The sequence below is a fragment of the Shimia sp. Alg240-R146 genome, assembly GCF_947331465.1.
In the GTDB taxonomy this organism is placed as follows: Bacteria; Pseudomonadota; Alphaproteobacteria; order Rhodobacterales; family Rhodobacteraceae; genus Shimia.
In genome coordinates this window covers 775,803-790,006 of sequence record NZ_CAMZOK010000003.1, presented here as the reverse complement: position 1 = coordinate 790,006, position 14,204 = coordinate 775,803, and the positions used below count along the sequence as shown (strand labels likewise).

Below are 14,204 nucleotides of genomic sequence, written 5' to 3'. Positions count from 1 at the left end.
GCTACTTATACTCAATAATTTGCATGGCGCGGCCCTGCAGGCGTCGCCAGTGAAACAGGATCATACCCATCATGTTGGGCAATTTCGACAGGGTCAGCAGGCGTGCGTGACGGCGGGCTTCCCAGCCGGGCAAACCGTCCGCGATCAGGCCCTTGCTGGTGCGCACATAGTTCATGCCATAAAGCGCCACGACCCCCAGAAACAGCAGCGGAGAAGAGAAAAGCCCCACCACCAAAAGCACGGGCAAGATCAGCCCGTAAACCACGGCGCGCACTTGCTCGCGCCGAAAGTAAGGCGGGTGCATCCAGCCAACCTGCGCAAAGCCGTGACCTGTGCGTTTGGCGCGCTGCCACCACTGGCCAAACCGCAACATAGCGGCGTCGTGGCGGGTCATCTCAAGCGGCAACCGCATCAGGCCCCAGCCCGCTTTGGCCAATCGTACGCAGAATTCATCATCCTCAGCCGCAATCACTGTGGCATCAAATCCGCCGGCCTGTTGAAAGGCGTCTGTGCGCACCATCATGTCACCGCCACAGGCCGTGATCACGCCGGCAGGGCGGCGCCACTCAAATTCGCACATGGCATTATAGACCGAGCGCTGCGGATAAAGTTCCGCCCGCCACCCGGTGACAAGTCCAAGATCGGGCGTCTCGCGCAGCGCGGCTTCGCCCGCGGCGATCCACCCGGGCACCACCACACAGTCGCCATCCACAAACATCACAAATTCCGGCAGATCTCCGGTTTGCGCCAAAGCGTCAAATCCGGCCTGTCGGGCGCGGGCCGCCGTGAATGGCGCATCGCGCTCAAGTTCCACCACCAGCGCACCGGCCTTGCGCGCCTCGGCCACCGACGTGTCCCAACTGCCGCTGTCGACGTAGACAATTTCGACGCCTTGGTCCGTGAGCGATTTGAGGCACGCCACCAGACGCGCGCCCTCGTTGCGCCCGATCACGATGGCTGTGGTCATGTTTCGCCCGCCTCAAACAGCTGCGCCAACCGCGTGGCTTCGGTTGCAACGGTAAAAGCGACTTCGACCCGTTCACGACCATGCGCGCCCATCTCGGCGGCGCGTTTCGGGTCGGCCAGAATGCTGGCAATCGCGCGGGTCAACGCGTGTGTGTCACCGGGGGGCACCAACAGACCAGAGGTCCCGTGGTCCACCAGTTCGGGCACGCCCGCAATCTGAGTGGTAACCACCGGACGCGCAGCGGCCATCGCCTCCATCAGCACGACAGGCACGCCTTCGGCAAAGCTCGGCAAAACAAACAAATCGGTTTGCGCCAAGGCCTCGGCCACTTCGGTCTGGTTCTTGTACCCGACAAAGTCGACGTGATCCGCAATGCCCGTGGTTTGCGCTTGGTGCTCCAACGCTTTGCGGCCGGGGCCGTCGCCAATCACGGTCAACTTGAGGTCAGCAAAGTCCTTGATCAGCGGCGCCAGCGCGCGCAGCAGAATCGGCAAACCTTTGACTGGCGCAAGCCGCCCGACAAACAGCAACCGATGGCCAGATGGCAGCGGCGTGTCGGCATAAAGGCTGGGATCCACGCCGCAGTGAATGATGTGCAACTTGTGCCAGTGTTTCGGATCAGACAGCGCCATCGCCTGACTGCGGCAGAAATGGCTGATGCACGCGACAAATTTTGACCGCGCAATTTTTTCGTCAAGCCGCCAGTGATCAGGGGCAAAAAAGATATCAGGCCCATGCAGCGTAAAGCTGTAGGGAATACCCGACATTTCCGACATCAACATCGCCACGGTGCAGGACGACTTGGCGATGTGGTTGTGTAGGTGGCGCACGCCCTTTTTGCGCAGATGCTGCGCCAGAACGGCGGCCTCGGCAAAGTAAAACAGCTGAAAGAGCACGCCGCGCAGACCCGGAGGGGCGGTTTTCAACGCCAGAAACAGCGCACGGAAATAGCCGCCGGGGCGGTGGGTCAGCGCTGCAAACTGTGCGGCAATGAGTGTGATAGGCGATTTCGCAGCGGCCAGCACATAAAACGTATTGGCCGCCTCGCTGCGCTGTTCTTCCCCAACCAGATGTTCTGTGCCGGTCCGGCGGATTGAACATGTGTGCACGTCGATGCCCTGATCGCGCAGGGCCGCGACCTCGCGCTGGATAAAGGTGTCCGTCGCGCGGGGGTATTCGCCGGTCAAATAGGCAATGGGTTTGGACGAGGTTGTCACAGGGTCTGCTCTTTTTTGATTGCGGTCTGCATAGCTGTGTCAAAGGGCATATTTGTGACAGGGCCAAGGCGTTTGTGCATCAGGTCGTTGGAATAGTGCATCGGCTTGTGTCGTGCGTCCAAAATGGCACGGCGCAGCAGGCCGGGCATGGTTGGCGCATCGGGCGTAATGGTGGCGATCAGGCGCATTACCCCAAGAGGCAGAGGCACGCTTAGCGTGGGCCAGCCGCAAGCGCGAAAGGCGCGCAAAAATTGGCTGCGGGTTGGCAAATCGTCATCGAACACGTTGATGGTCTCAACCGCGTTTGCCGACTGGCTTGCTGCTATCAGACACTCGGCGGCGCGCTCAACATCGCAGATTGGCACAACACCTCCTCCGTCAAGACGAAACACCACCGGCCCAATCGCGGGGCCAATGTGGGCGTTAAACAATCGCTCCGGCCCCCAGACCGCACCAAGCCGCAGGACCGTCAGGTCAAACCCGTAAAGCGCTGCGGCGGCGCGCAGCATATCCTCTTGCTCATATTTTGCCACCGCATAGGCATCGCGCCCCTTGGCACGGGTCTTGCAGGCCTCGGTCAAAATCGCCCCATCCTCCAACGTGCCCACGTCATAGACCGAGAGCGACCCAGCCAGGACCACATGCGGCACCTCGGTTTTGACGACCGCCTCGATCACGGCCTGCGTGGCTTCCAGCGTGTCGTTTTCATGATCACCCGTCATGGCGGCGGCGCAATGGATCACCGATTGCACGCCCTCAAGGTAGTCAGGCAGATTTTTGGTGCTGGCGAGGTCCAGAATGGTGATGTCGACGCCCGCGTCCTGTCGCCAGTGGGCGGGCATGGTTTCGGCGCGCCGCACAAAAACGCGAACCTCAAGACCGGCGATCCGCGCGGCCTCAACGGTGCGGCGTCCAATAAAACCGGACGCGCCGGTCACGGCGATGGGCGAGATCATGTCGCCCATGGCATCGGCGCGATTGGGTCACAACGGGTGGTCATGTCTTGCGCGCATCCGTCTTCTCCGGCGTTTTGCATCGCCAGCGTGACCTCGGTGAGGTGCAGTCCAAAATCCGCACTCAACCGGCAGGGACGGTCTTGCGCCAGCGAATCCAGCATCTCGGCCGGCCCCAGCGCAAAGTTCATGGCCGCTGCCCCCCACCGATCCACTTTGGGGTGGGTATCCCCGCCGACGCGGATGCGTTTGCCAAAGGGATGCTCGATCAAGCGGCGGCGCAACGTCGTGCGGCGGTGAAATTTGACGGGCGCATCGTTGTCCCAGCTTTGTTTGACTTGCAACACGCCCTTGTCGCCAAACAGGCGGATGCGATGATCGTGGCTGGCCACAATCGAACAGGTCAACCGCGCGGTCACGCCGCTTTCAAAAAACAGAGTCGCTGTGGCGAAATCCGGCGTTCCGGTGACAGGTTTGTCGGATATGGCCTCGGTCGAGGCGGCCACGACACGGCGCACGGATCCAAACATCGCAATCATCCATGTCAGGTAATACCCCGCGTGTTCCAGCGTGCAACCGACAGCGAATTCGTCGTCGGCAGGCCACGGCGCGCCGCTGTCGCTGCTCCAATCCTTGTAGGGCGCTTGTGCAATAAACCCGTCGTCCAGTTCCGCATAGACCAGCCGCACCGGTCCCGCGATGTCATCGCGCACGGCTTTGGCCAAAGTTTGCGCCGCTTCACCCAAAACAGAACAAGGCGCGGAGGCCAAAAGCAGCCCGTTGGCGGCAGCCAATTCGTGCAATTCAATCGCTTGATCCATTTCGGTGGCCAGCGGTTTTTCGGAATATACGTGGTGGCCGCTTTCAAGGCAGGTCTTGGAGACCGCGTAATGCTCCGCCGGATTGGTGAGGTTCAGCACAAGCGCCCCTGTTGGCAGATTGCCCAAAAACCGCGCCATGCTGTCAACGCCACGCACTTTCCAATGCTCGCAAAACGCCGCCAATCGTTCGGGGTCACGGTCAAAGACCTGCGTGACGGCAATGTCGGGGTGTTTGGCCAGCGAGCGCATGTACAGATCGGCGACGAATCCGCAGCCAACAATAGACACGCTGCGCGCGACAGGAGCGTTCATGAGTTGTGTCCTTTGTTCAATGACTTGAGCCAAATATAAAGCATCTGAGAAAGGTGACCAGCGCGCGTGGCCATATCCATGCCAAGAAGGGCCAAATGTGGCCAATTTGGCAAGCTTTTGCTGATCTCCGGCTGGCTTTGGACGCTCAGGATGATAGCGTAGCGCAAAATTTAGGGGCCAAGGCGTGAAATTCCACTCGATTGAAGGCGACGTGACGGTGAATCAACCGAATGCGGCTGCGGTGCGGGATGCGATCGCTGCGCGATTTGCCGACGGAAACGGATTTGCGCTTGCCACGATCAATTTGGATCATCTGGTGCAGTTGCGGCGGGACACCAAGTTTGCGCATGCCTATTTGGCCCAGGATTTCGTGGTGGCGGACGGCAATCCGATTGTCTGGTTGTCGCGGCTTGCAAAGCGTCCGGTGGCGTTGGTGCCGGGCTCTGAACTCGTGGTGCCACTGGCGTACCTTGCCGCCGAAACAGGTGTTTCTGTGGCCTTGATCGGCAGCACGGCTGAGGCTTTGAACGGCGCGGCTTTGGCGCTTGAGACACAAATCAAAGGCGTAAAGGTTGTCTGCCAGATCGCGCCGCCAATGGGGTTTGATCCCGAAAGCGATGCCGCCGCAGAAGTGTTGGCGCGGGTAAACGCCAGCGGTGCAGGGCTGGCGTTTCTGGCGCTGGGCGCCCCCAAACAAGAGATGCTGGCCGCGCGTGGCCGCACTCTGGCCCCCGATGTCGGCTTTGCCAGCATCGGCGCGGGGTTGGACTTTCTGGCAGGCACCCAAACGCGTGCGCCGAAATGGGTACAAGCGATTGCGATGGAATGGCTCTGGCGAATGCTCGGCAGTCCGGCGCGGCTGGTCGGACGATATGCGCGCTGCTTCGGCATTTTGCCCGCGCTGATGCGAGAATCGTGGGCGCAACGCTAGGCCATGCGCTCACAGCTGTCGCGCGGCCCTGCGTCGCAACATCAACGCATCTTTGATCCGCTCCTTGATGCCACGCGTCGGCAAGATCTCGCGGTCCATCTCCCACACGGTGCCATTCAAGCTGCGGTCGGCATCCAATGCAAGTGACGCACCCCAGTGTGCGGCAACTGCGGGTTCCAACCCGTCAGGCAAACCCATGTCAGTCCTGAGCATGCCCGGCATCCACGTGCTGACGACAATGCCCGGCAAGCGATCCCCAAGATCGGCCACCAAAGCACGGGAAAACACCGAACACGCGCCTTTGGACACGGAATAGGCCGCGCTACAAGGCAGCGGGGCGATGTCGGCAAAGCTTGAAACATTCACAATCCGACCAACGCCGGTCTTGCCCATATCATCAAGCGCTGCGCGGGTGCAGGCGACCATGCCGCCCAGGTTGACATTCACCGTGTCCATGAAGCTTTCGGCGGTTTCATCAAGGATATCGCGGTGCGGATAAACACCTGCGTTGTTGATTAGAATCGCGACTGGCGCGATAGCGCGGGCTTTGGCAAAGGCAGCGCGCACCGCGTTTGAATCAGACACGTCAGCGGGGATCGCTGTGAACAGATCTCCCGCTAGTGTGGCGGTTTCGGTCAAGGCATCGGCGCGGCGGCCAAAACCGACCACCCGTTGTCCGCGCTTGCAAAGTTCAACAGACAAAGCCCGCCCAAGACCCGACCCCGCGCCAGTCACCACGGCCACACCGTCAGTCAGCTTGTTCATCGGTTTTCTCCTTGCTCAGCATGGCAATGATCGCATCTCCAACCCGCAGCGCGTTGGCGGCAATCATCAGGCTCGGGTTCACGCCCATCGAGGTTGGCATAAAGCTCGCATCCGCCACCCAGAGATTGTCGACCTCATGCGCGCGGCAATCGCGGTTCAGCACGCTGGTTGTGGGATCATCCCCAAACCGCAACGTGCCGCAGGGGTGGCCCCAATTCAGCTCCGGTCCAGTACCAAGGAACACGCTGCGCAGTCCTTTCAGGCGGGTGCGGATCAACTGCCGAAAAGCCTTGCGACGCGCACGCAACTCTGGCGCGATTGTGTAGATGACGTGCAAACGATGTGGATCATCGGCGTCAAACACAACGCGGTTCTCTGCGTATGGCAAATCCTCAAGGATACCGACAAACAGCTTGGCCTCGCCAAACACGCGCACCGCAATCGCCGCGGGAATGCGGGTTAATTGGCGCAAAAGGCGCAGTTTGCGCAAGGCAGAGCGGTCAAAAGCCATGTTCAGGTAATGCACAATCTCGCCATAGCGGGCTTTGATCCCCATCGCTTGCACCATCCCGAGTCGGCTGTCGCCGTCGTGATAGGCGTCGCGAAACGCCAGCGCCTTGGTGGCGGGGCTGCCCTTGAACGCGCGTCCGGGCCACAGCGCGAAGATTTCGTTGAGATGAAACATCAGGTTGCGCCCGACCAAGCCGGACCCATTGCCCAGATCAGATGCCATCAACAGACGCGGTGACGTCAACGCCCCTGCAGCCAACACATAGGCCCGCGCGGACAGGTCAAACTCTTCGCCCTGACGGGTCGCCGTAATTTTGGTGATGCCGTTCTGATCCGCGCTCAACCGGGTGACCTCGGTCAAATCAAGCAATTCGGCCCGTCCGGTTTCCAACGCCGGTTCCACACCCGCCGAACGCCCGTCCATCTTGCAGGATCGCGGGCATTTGCGGCCCAGACAGGTGGCGCATTTGTCCAGATTTCGCAGCGCCATGTGGCCCTGATAGGGATGCAAGCCCGCCGTTTGCATCGCCTCAAGCAACGCTCTGTCGGCGCTGGGCATCTCGGGGCCGGCTGGCAGGCTGTCACCATCGCCCAACGGATCAGGGGTGCCCGTGACGCTGAACAACCGCTCGACGTCCGAGAAATAGGGCCGCATTTCGGCGTAGGTGACGGGCCAGCCACCGGTGGGATGGGGCATCTCTACGCTGTGGTCCAGGTCATGGGGTTCGGGCCGCTCCAGCGTTGCCGCGTAAAACACCGAACTGCCGCCAACTCCGGCCCCGAGTGGGGCATTGAAAGTGGTTGTGACGCCGTCCACCTCGACGGTCATCGGCTCGGGCCAAAAGCCCCGCACCAACCGTGCCTCCTGATCCCAGATTTGCGCGTTAAGCTCGGTTTCCTCCGACCGCAAACCGGCAGGACCGCGTTCAACAAACAACACCGACAGACCAGCCTCCGCGAGCCGGCGCCCGATGGTGCCACCGCCCATGCCGGTTCCGATGACGATCACATCCCATGTCTTGGACGTTGAAACCATCACCGATGCTCCGGGTTGAAGATGGGGTGAAATACACCACGAATGCGGCGCGCGGCTGCGTTTGTCAGGTGGTTGTTGTCGAAATACTGGCCAACGCCCAGATGGATCGCTTCACACAAAAAGGCATCACAGAACGCCCCCCACGTCAAAAGCAGGTTCGCGCCGCTTTCGGCAATCGCGGTCTGCGCCGATTTTGCGCGGCGTTCGGCATCGGCCCGCCCAATGGCGGAACGCCGTGTGCCCTCATCTGGCGTGATCTGTCCGTGTGCAAGCGCGCGGGCCACCTTTGGCGCGCTATAAAGCGCGATCTCAGGAGGTTGTTCCAGGATATGCACAAACCGATCCGTGTAGGAGATTTCCTGCACGGTGGCACGCAAGGCTGCCGCGAACAGATCGGCTTGCGCAGGCGCATCAAAGCGGTCACTGGCAAGCGTGATGGTGTTGTGCGCATCAATGCCAGTGCCTTTGCCGGTCGCGTAGTAGGACCAGCGCCCGATCAGCACGACGTCGCTGATTTCAGGCATCTCGGCAAAGGCTTCGCGAATTTGTGCATTGGCGGCAGTGCAGGCGGCGTCTTGCGCCGCTGTTGCCGCGCTCTCTTGTTTTTCCAGATCAAATGCAGGCGCACAGCCGGCGCGCCAAATCACCAATGCAGCGCGGTCAGACTCGTCTGCGATTTGCGCCAGTCCTTCGTACATTGCACGCACATGGCTGTCGCCCCAGATCAGCATGCTTGGTGGCGTATTTTCAGGGCCAATGGGACAAACGTCCAACCCTTCAAACGGACCTTCGTTCGCTGTACGGCAGCGAGAGAAATCCTGCAAGAAATCGCCGGTGGCTGCGATATGGATGTTTGCTTGCGGTCCAAACCGCCCTGAAACGCCGTCGGCGCGGAAAACATATCCGGCGACACCCAACAACAGCACAGACGCCACAACCGCGCCGCCCAAAACCGCCGGCCCTCCAAGGGACTTGGCCTTGCGCACCGGCTGTTCGATCATCGCCCAGCTGGCTGTTGCAAGAACCCCGCTGATCGCGATCCAAAGCGCAACTTCACCGGGGCCTGCATACGCGCCCCTTACATAAGTGGTAAGCGTCAGCACCGGCCAATGCCAAAGGTAAAGCGAATAGGAAATCAGCCCGATCGCCACCGGCACACGCATCGACAACACACGATTCACAAGGTTGTCGTGTTGCCCGTTCGCGATCAGCATCACAGTGCCCAATACAGGAAAAATCGCCTGCCATCCGGGGAAGTGTGCACCGGGTTGGATCAGAAAAACCGCGCCAAGCGTGATCGCAAGACCAGCGTAGCTAACCCCTGCATTGACGCGATACTCAAAGCGTTTCTCGGTGGCCCAAACCGCAAGCAATACGCCCGCCAAAAGCTCCCACGCGCGGAAAGGGAAAAGGTAGAAGGCGGCAGGCTGACTGCGTTCAGTCATCGGCAGCGATGAGATCAGCGAAAGCAGAAAAAGCGCCGCAAATCCCCAAAGCATCGCAGGCCGCGACCGGCCCAGGAACAGAAAGACCAGCGGCAAAAACAGGTAAAACTGCTCCTCCACCGACAGCGACCACGTGTGCAGCAGGATCTTTTCCTCAGCCACGCCGTCAAAATAGCCGGATTGGCGGAAGAACAGCACATTGGATAAATACACGGTCGCGGCGATCACCCCTTTGGTGGTCTCGCGATAATCATTGGGCAACAGCACCAGCCACCCCACCACCAACACCGCGATGGCCATAGCCACATAAGCCGGCGCAAGGCGCTTTATGCGTCGCAGATAGAATTGGCCCAAGCCAAGCTTTCCGGTCGCAATCTTCTCGCGCCAAAGGATGCCACCGATCAGAAAGCCGGAGATCACAAAGAACACGTCCACGCCAACAAACCCGCCGGAAACACCGGGCAGGCCAAAGTGATAAAACACCACCGCCAGTACGGCGATGGCGCGCAAACCGTCAATTTCCGCCCGATGGGGCTGTGGTTGGATCATGGCGTCCTTCATGTTGCGCAGAAAATACCTCTCGAACAAAACCCGCAAGAGGCGCGCGTGTTACAACACGGACGTTGCACGACAAGAGAGGTTTTGCGACAACGATTTAGGGGCAATTTGAAGGCAGGGCAGCGTGTCACAAGATCAAACAGTTTCAGCAGAGGTCGCAGATGTGGGCCGCGAGGCGGTGCGCGGCTTCTGGGATGCGGGGCCAAAGTTGGTGCGCTCCATTCGGCGCTATCAGGCCGCCAAGGCGCGCGGTGGGCTGTTTGGGGGGATCGCGGCAAAGTACTGGGTTGTGGTGCACAAGGTCTGGTCGCTGCTGACACAATGCGAAGTTCACCTGAACATGCAGATCGCAGGCGGGCTGCGACTGCCGCATCCGACTGGCATAATAGTGCATCCTGACGCGGTGATCGGACCAAATTGCCAGTTGATGCATCAGGTGACATTGGCTGGCGCGGTGACGCTTGGCGGTCATGTTGATGTGGGCGCAGGCGCCAAAATAATCGGACCGTTAACTGTGGGTGACCACGCCGAAATCGGAGCCAATGCAGTGGTGACCAAAGACGTGCCTTCGGGTGCGGTGGTGGCCGGCGTGCCCGCAAAAGTGATTGGGTCGCGTTTGACCGAGTAGCGCCGCGTATCTACAGAACCGTTCGCCGCTTCAACACAGTTTCTGAAGGCGGGGGCGGTTCGACGTTTTCCTGAACGCCATCTTTTCTGCGCCGTGCCAACCGTTCGGCATGACCGAACAACGTCCCCGCAATCAGCCATGTCGTCGGTGTCAGCGTCGCATTGGGCAACAGGTCAATCAGGTTGAACCCCAGCATCAACGCCAACGGCCCGAGGTAGGGTGACAACCCTCGGTCTGTGTCCCCGACACCATATGTGCGGTCCATCAGAGCAAAGGACGCGGTGCGCTGAAACTGTTCTCTCTCAAACCGGGACACCAACTTCAATTCGCGCCAGACAAGGAAAATCGGCAGTGACATAAGCCCGAATTGGGCGATGTAGCCGACCCATCCCCAGACTCCGATTACAATCACCCAATATCCGTCCGACACAGAGGTGATAAAGCCGGTATCAGGGTCATGGACGTGGTTTCGGCCCCAGATGCCCCAGCCAAACCAGGGTTTGAGAAAGGCACGGTCTACCAGAATATCCTCGTTCTCAAACCGGAACGCCAAAGAGTGCGCACGTTCTTCGCTGATCGCTTCGGCCTGCGATAGGATAACTTCGGCGGGCACAAGGTCGATCGACTTGAGCACCGGATAGCTGATCGTGATCAACGCCAGAAGGGCGGCCACCCGCACCTGCATCCGCGTGCTGAGCAAAAGGATCAACGCACCAGCTGCACCGGCATAAACCAGCGTTGCGAGTGTTTTGCACAGCACCAGCACGCCAAGCAGATAAAACGCCGCGATCATGTATTTGGCGCGTGTCGCGCTGCGATCTGCTCGCCAGACAGCCAAGGCCGCCAACAGGCAGGTCAGCACAAAATAGGCCAGCCAAATCCCATGATAGAGGAACACCATCGGACGATATCCGCCCTGACGAAGGGTCTGCGAGAACAGGTGTTGGAAATACCCGTAAACCCAATTGTTAAGCTGCGGGCTCAGGCGAACCTCAAGCAGGATCGGTAAGGAATATGCCAGTCCGGCGATCACCAGCGCGATCAGCAGATCACGTTGATCTTCGCGCGTGGTCAGATATTGCCGCGCCATCAGAAAGCCAATCACCAGAATGAACCGGTTGATCGGCTGCGCGATGGCATCCTGAAGATAAAGCCCACGAATGAAGTTCTCGGTAAAGATCAACGGCTCGGGGTTGGTAAACACCGTGGCGATCGGGCTGAGCACAAAGATCAGAAGCAACCAACGCGCAACACTACTGTCTGGCAGCAAGCGCGGACGGTTCTCCCCGCGCAGAACCAGATAGGCCACGAGCAGGATGGCGAGATTGGGCAGGGACGTCTTGTCCAAGGCAGGCATCAGTGGAAAATCGATCGCCGCCGGCGGAGGTGGCAACAACAAATAGGCGCCCAGCAACGACCAGATCAGCGCGCGGCCTGGCGGCAGCACCAAAAACAGCCGCCAGATCACGACCGGCCAGATCACAAGCATCGCTGTGGCAAGTGCGTTTGGCATGAGGCGGGGCACATCCTGTTCGGTGGGAATGAAAAAGGCGCGTCGCCACTATAGCGCGCGCCTCTCGATTGTCAGCGGTCAGCTGTGTCAGACACCGGTGCCCAGTGCCACAACCGACACAGTGCGCAACACCACGGCCACATCCGTGCGCAGCGACAGCGCGCGGTCGTAGTTTCCGTCATGAATGGCCCGTTCCGCAAAGCTGCATTCGTTGCGCTCCGAAATCTGCCAAAATCCGGTAATTCCGGGACGCATAGTGAAATATGCGGCGCCAGGATAAAGACGCACTTGCTCCGGCATCATCGGACGCGGGCCAACCACCGACATGTCACCGCTCAGCACGTTCAGGAACTGTGGCAACTCATCCAAAGACGACTTGCGGATCAGGCGGCCAATCGGCGTGATGCGCGGATCGTTGGTCAGCTTTTGCTTTTCGTCCCACTCGCGGCGGGCTTCAGGGTTTTGACGCAGATACTCTTCGAGCTTTTGATCCGCGTTGGGTACCATCGAGCGTAGCTTGAGCATATAAAAGATGCGGCCATCTTTGCCGACGCGTCTTTGTCGATAGATCGGCGAAGCGCCGTCGCGGGCAATCAGCAGCGCCAGCATTAGCACCACAAACCCCACCGGCAGCGCGATTGTCAGGACAAACAATATGTCCAAAACGCGCTTAACAAAGCCGCGATACAGGCCGCGCTGCGGCGTTGAAACCTCAAAGCCCTGCGCAAAGTCTTTCCGCGAATAGATCGCCATCAGCGTCGTCCCCACTAACACGTCGTTCGGGGCACTTTGGGATATGATTGAAAGGCCAAGTTTCGGTCAAAGCTTCGCCGTCGCGCCAAAATTGACACGTGCAACTTTTATTGGACCGTATTGAATAGCGCCCTGGCAGCAGGGCTCATCGCTCAGCAGTCTTCCGTTTTCCCTCGGTGCTCCATTCTCAGAAGCGCCCACCCAAGAACATATATTAGACACAATTTTCCCGAAATCCACTGTAACTTTGCGTCAAAATTCCCTAAAGTATTGATTTTAATCAATATTAACCAACAAACAAAATCTCATTTGCTCAAAAGATGGTTAATAGTCCCCAAATCCGAATGCGGTTTGGAAACGGTTCTATCAGCGCTTGTGGGATTGTTTCTCAAAATGGCATTTTCGCGTTTGTCAAATAGTGCGGAAAAGCGCGTTGGCTGCCTATTGATTCGGTGAGTTTGGTGAAATGAGGCAGGAATGCGGCGACTTACCGACCGAATTTCAAAGCGATTCCCGCCAGTGCCGCTGCTGTGGCCAACACGGCTCCGATTTTTGCTATGCTCAGGATGCGGCGATTGCGGCGGCGGGCTTTTGTTTCGATCACCGGGATCGCAGCCACAGCGCGCAGGCGCAATTGCCGCTCAAGCTGGCCACGGGTCCAAATCACTGGGCTGCGCATTTCCGCCAGAAACACCAACGTTAGCGCCACAGCCGCGCTGAGCATGCCGCCCATCGCGAGGATCTTTTTGCGAGACGGTGCAATCGGCCAATCCGGTGGCAGCGCCACTTCAAGCACCGCAAAACTGTCAGACTTTCGGTTGGCCTCAAGCATCTGGTCCATTTCGGCCTGTGCCTTGCCAACGGTAACCGCTTCGTACTGATCTTCCAGCTTGCCGAGCTGGCGCTCCAGCTTGCTGAAAGCCTGCTCAATCGCCGGGGTCGCGGCAAGTTGCGCCTCAAGCCCGCTGATCTCAAGTTGATACAGTTCACGTTCTTCGCGCAGGCGCGCAATCCGTTGACCGCGAATGGTGCTTGCCTCGGTTTCGCCACCGTCCTGCAACGACAGGATCTGGCGTTGCACTTCAAGCTCGATCTCTTGCAGGTCGGTCAAACGAGTGCGCAGGCTTTCCACGCCGCCGGGCAAGATCACCGCGTTTTCACGTTTAAACTCGGCAATCTGCGCCTCAAGCGTAAAGATCGCGGCACTGATGCGGCGCTCTTCGCTGTCAAAAAAGTCCAGTGTTTCGCGCACGCGCGCAGACCGGCTCGCCTCTTCCTGATCCAGCACGTTGTTCACCAGTTCATTGGCGACATTGGCCGCTAGCGCCGCGTCAGTCATACGCACGGTCACCAACAATGCCGAAGGGCTGATGTCCTGACGCCACCGCAGTTGCGGGTTTGTGATGTGCTGAACACGGGCGGCACGACGCAGCAGGTCCACCTTTTGCAAATTGCTCAGACCAGCGTTGCGATAAAGTCCGAATTTCTCGATGATCGCGAGCAGGTTGTCGCGCGCCATCACACGTTGCTCAACGATCTGCAGTTTTTGCAGCATCTCCGCATTCAACGACCCGCGGGAGGACTCGCCGGTCTGAATGGTGGGCTGTTCAATCTGGATGGTGGCGGAAGTTTCATATTCGCGGGGCAGGGACAGCGCATACATCAAAGAGATCAGTACGCCAAGCGCAATGACAGACACCCACAGAAGAGCCCTTCTGCGGAGCATGCTCAGTACCTCTCCAAGAGACTGAAACCTGTCCATGCCTGATCCTCAAACGTCGTTCTGGCGCCGTGA

The 14,204-nt window shown here is 59.3% G+C and carries 12 protein-coding genes; 2 read left to right on the top strand and 10 right to left on the bottom strand.

The annotated features are described in order from the left end of the window. Position 1 precedes the first annotated feature (1 nt). Genes PG871_RS19470 through PG871_RS19455 form a run of 4 tightly spaced genes read right to left on the bottom strand, consistent with a single transcriptional unit; the run spans position 2 to position 4,270 of the window. On the bottom strand, positions 2–967 hold the full coding sequence (locus PG871_RS19470) for a glycosyltransferase (protein ID WP_270732621.1): 966 nt from the start codon (positions 965–967) through the stop codon (positions 2–4). Next, positions 964–2,184, bottom strand: coding sequence for a glycosyltransferase family 4 protein (locus PG871_RS19465; protein WP_270732619.1), 1,221 nt, complete (start codon positions 2,182–2,184; stop codon positions 964–966). Before PG871_RS19465 ends, PG871_RS19470 begins: the two co-directional genes overlap by 4 nt. Further along, positions 2,181–3,149 (bottom strand): NAD-dependent epimerase/dehydratase family protein, encoded by a 969-nt coding sequence (locus PG871_RS19460; RefSeq protein ID WP_270732617.1) that lies wholly within the window; start codon positions 3,147–3,149, stop codon positions 2,181–2,183. The genes PG871_RS19465 and PG871_RS19460 overlap by 4 nt, the downstream gene beginning before the upstream one ends. Further along, positions 3,137–4,270 (bottom strand): Gfo/Idh/MocA family protein, encoded by a 1,134-nt coding sequence (locus PG871_RS19455; protein WP_270732612.1) that lies wholly within the window; start codon positions 4,268–4,270, stop codon positions 3,137–3,139. Before PG871_RS19455 ends, PG871_RS19460 begins: the two co-directional genes overlap by 13 nt. 184 nt (positions 4,271–4,454) lie before the next feature. On the opposite strand from PG871_RS19455, the gene PG871_RS19450 reads away from it, so the two are divergent. Further along, complete coding sequence (locus tag PG871_RS19450) at positions 4,455–5,201, top strand: WecB/TagA/CpsF family glycosyltransferase (RefSeq protein ID WP_270732609.1); 747 nt, start codon at positions 4,455–4,457, stop codon at positions 5,199–5,201. Positions 5,202–5,210: 9 nt separating this feature from the next. Here the strand turns inward: PG871_RS19450 and PG871_RS19445 are convergent, their stop codons facing one another. From PG871_RS19445 to PG871_RS19435, 3 genes are read right to left on the bottom strand one after another with little or no spacing between them, the layout of a single operon-like run. Continuing rightward, entirely contained in the window at positions 5,211–5,966 is a 756-nt protein-coding gene (locus tag PG871_RS19445; RefSeq protein ID WP_270732606.1) for an SDR family oxidoreductase, read from the bottom strand. Then, positions 5,950–7,512: a GMC oxidoreductase gene (locus PG871_RS19440; protein WP_270732603.1), complete on the bottom strand. Its 1,563-nt coding sequence runs from the start codon at positions 7,510–7,512 to the stop codon at positions 5,950–5,952. The genes PG871_RS19445 and PG871_RS19440 overlap by 17 nt, the downstream gene beginning before the upstream one ends. Then, complete coding sequence (locus tag PG871_RS19435) at positions 7,512–9,518, bottom strand: acyltransferase family protein (RefSeq protein WP_270732601.1); 2,007 nt, start codon at positions 9,516–9,518, stop codon at positions 7,512–7,514. Before PG871_RS19435 ends, PG871_RS19440 begins: the two co-directional genes overlap by 1 nt. Positions 9,519–9,639: 121 nt before the next feature. Between PG871_RS19435 and PG871_RS19430 the strand changes: the two genes are divergently transcribed. Next, on the top strand, positions 9,640–10,143 hold the full coding sequence (locus PG871_RS19430) for a serine O-acetyltransferase (protein ID WP_270732600.1): 504 nt from the start codon (positions 9,640–9,642) through the stop codon (positions 10,141–10,143). Between the two features lie 10 nt (positions 10,144–10,153). On the opposite strand, the gene PG871_RS19425 is transcribed toward PG871_RS19430, so the two are convergent. The 3 genes from PG871_RS19425 to PG871_RS19415 form a co-directional block, all read right to left on the bottom strand. Next, positions 10,154–11,656 (bottom strand): hypothetical protein, encoded by a 1,503-nt coding sequence (locus PG871_RS19425; RefSeq protein WP_270732598.1) that lies wholly within the window; start codon positions 11,654–11,656, stop codon positions 10,154–10,156. An 87-nt stretch (positions 11,657–11,743) separates the two neighbouring features. Further along, entirely contained in the window at positions 11,744–12,409 is a 666-nt protein-coding gene (locus tag PG871_RS19420; protein ID WP_270732596.1) for a sugar transferase, read from the bottom strand. A gap of 487 nt (positions 12,410–12,896) precedes the next feature. Beyond that, positions 12,897–14,171 (bottom strand): Wzz/FepE/Etk N-terminal domain-containing protein, encoded by a 1,275-nt coding sequence (locus tag PG871_RS19415; RefSeq protein ID WP_270732594.1) that lies wholly within the window; start codon positions 14,169–14,171, stop codon positions 12,897–12,899. Between the last annotated feature and the right edge of the window lie 33 nt (positions 14,172–14,204).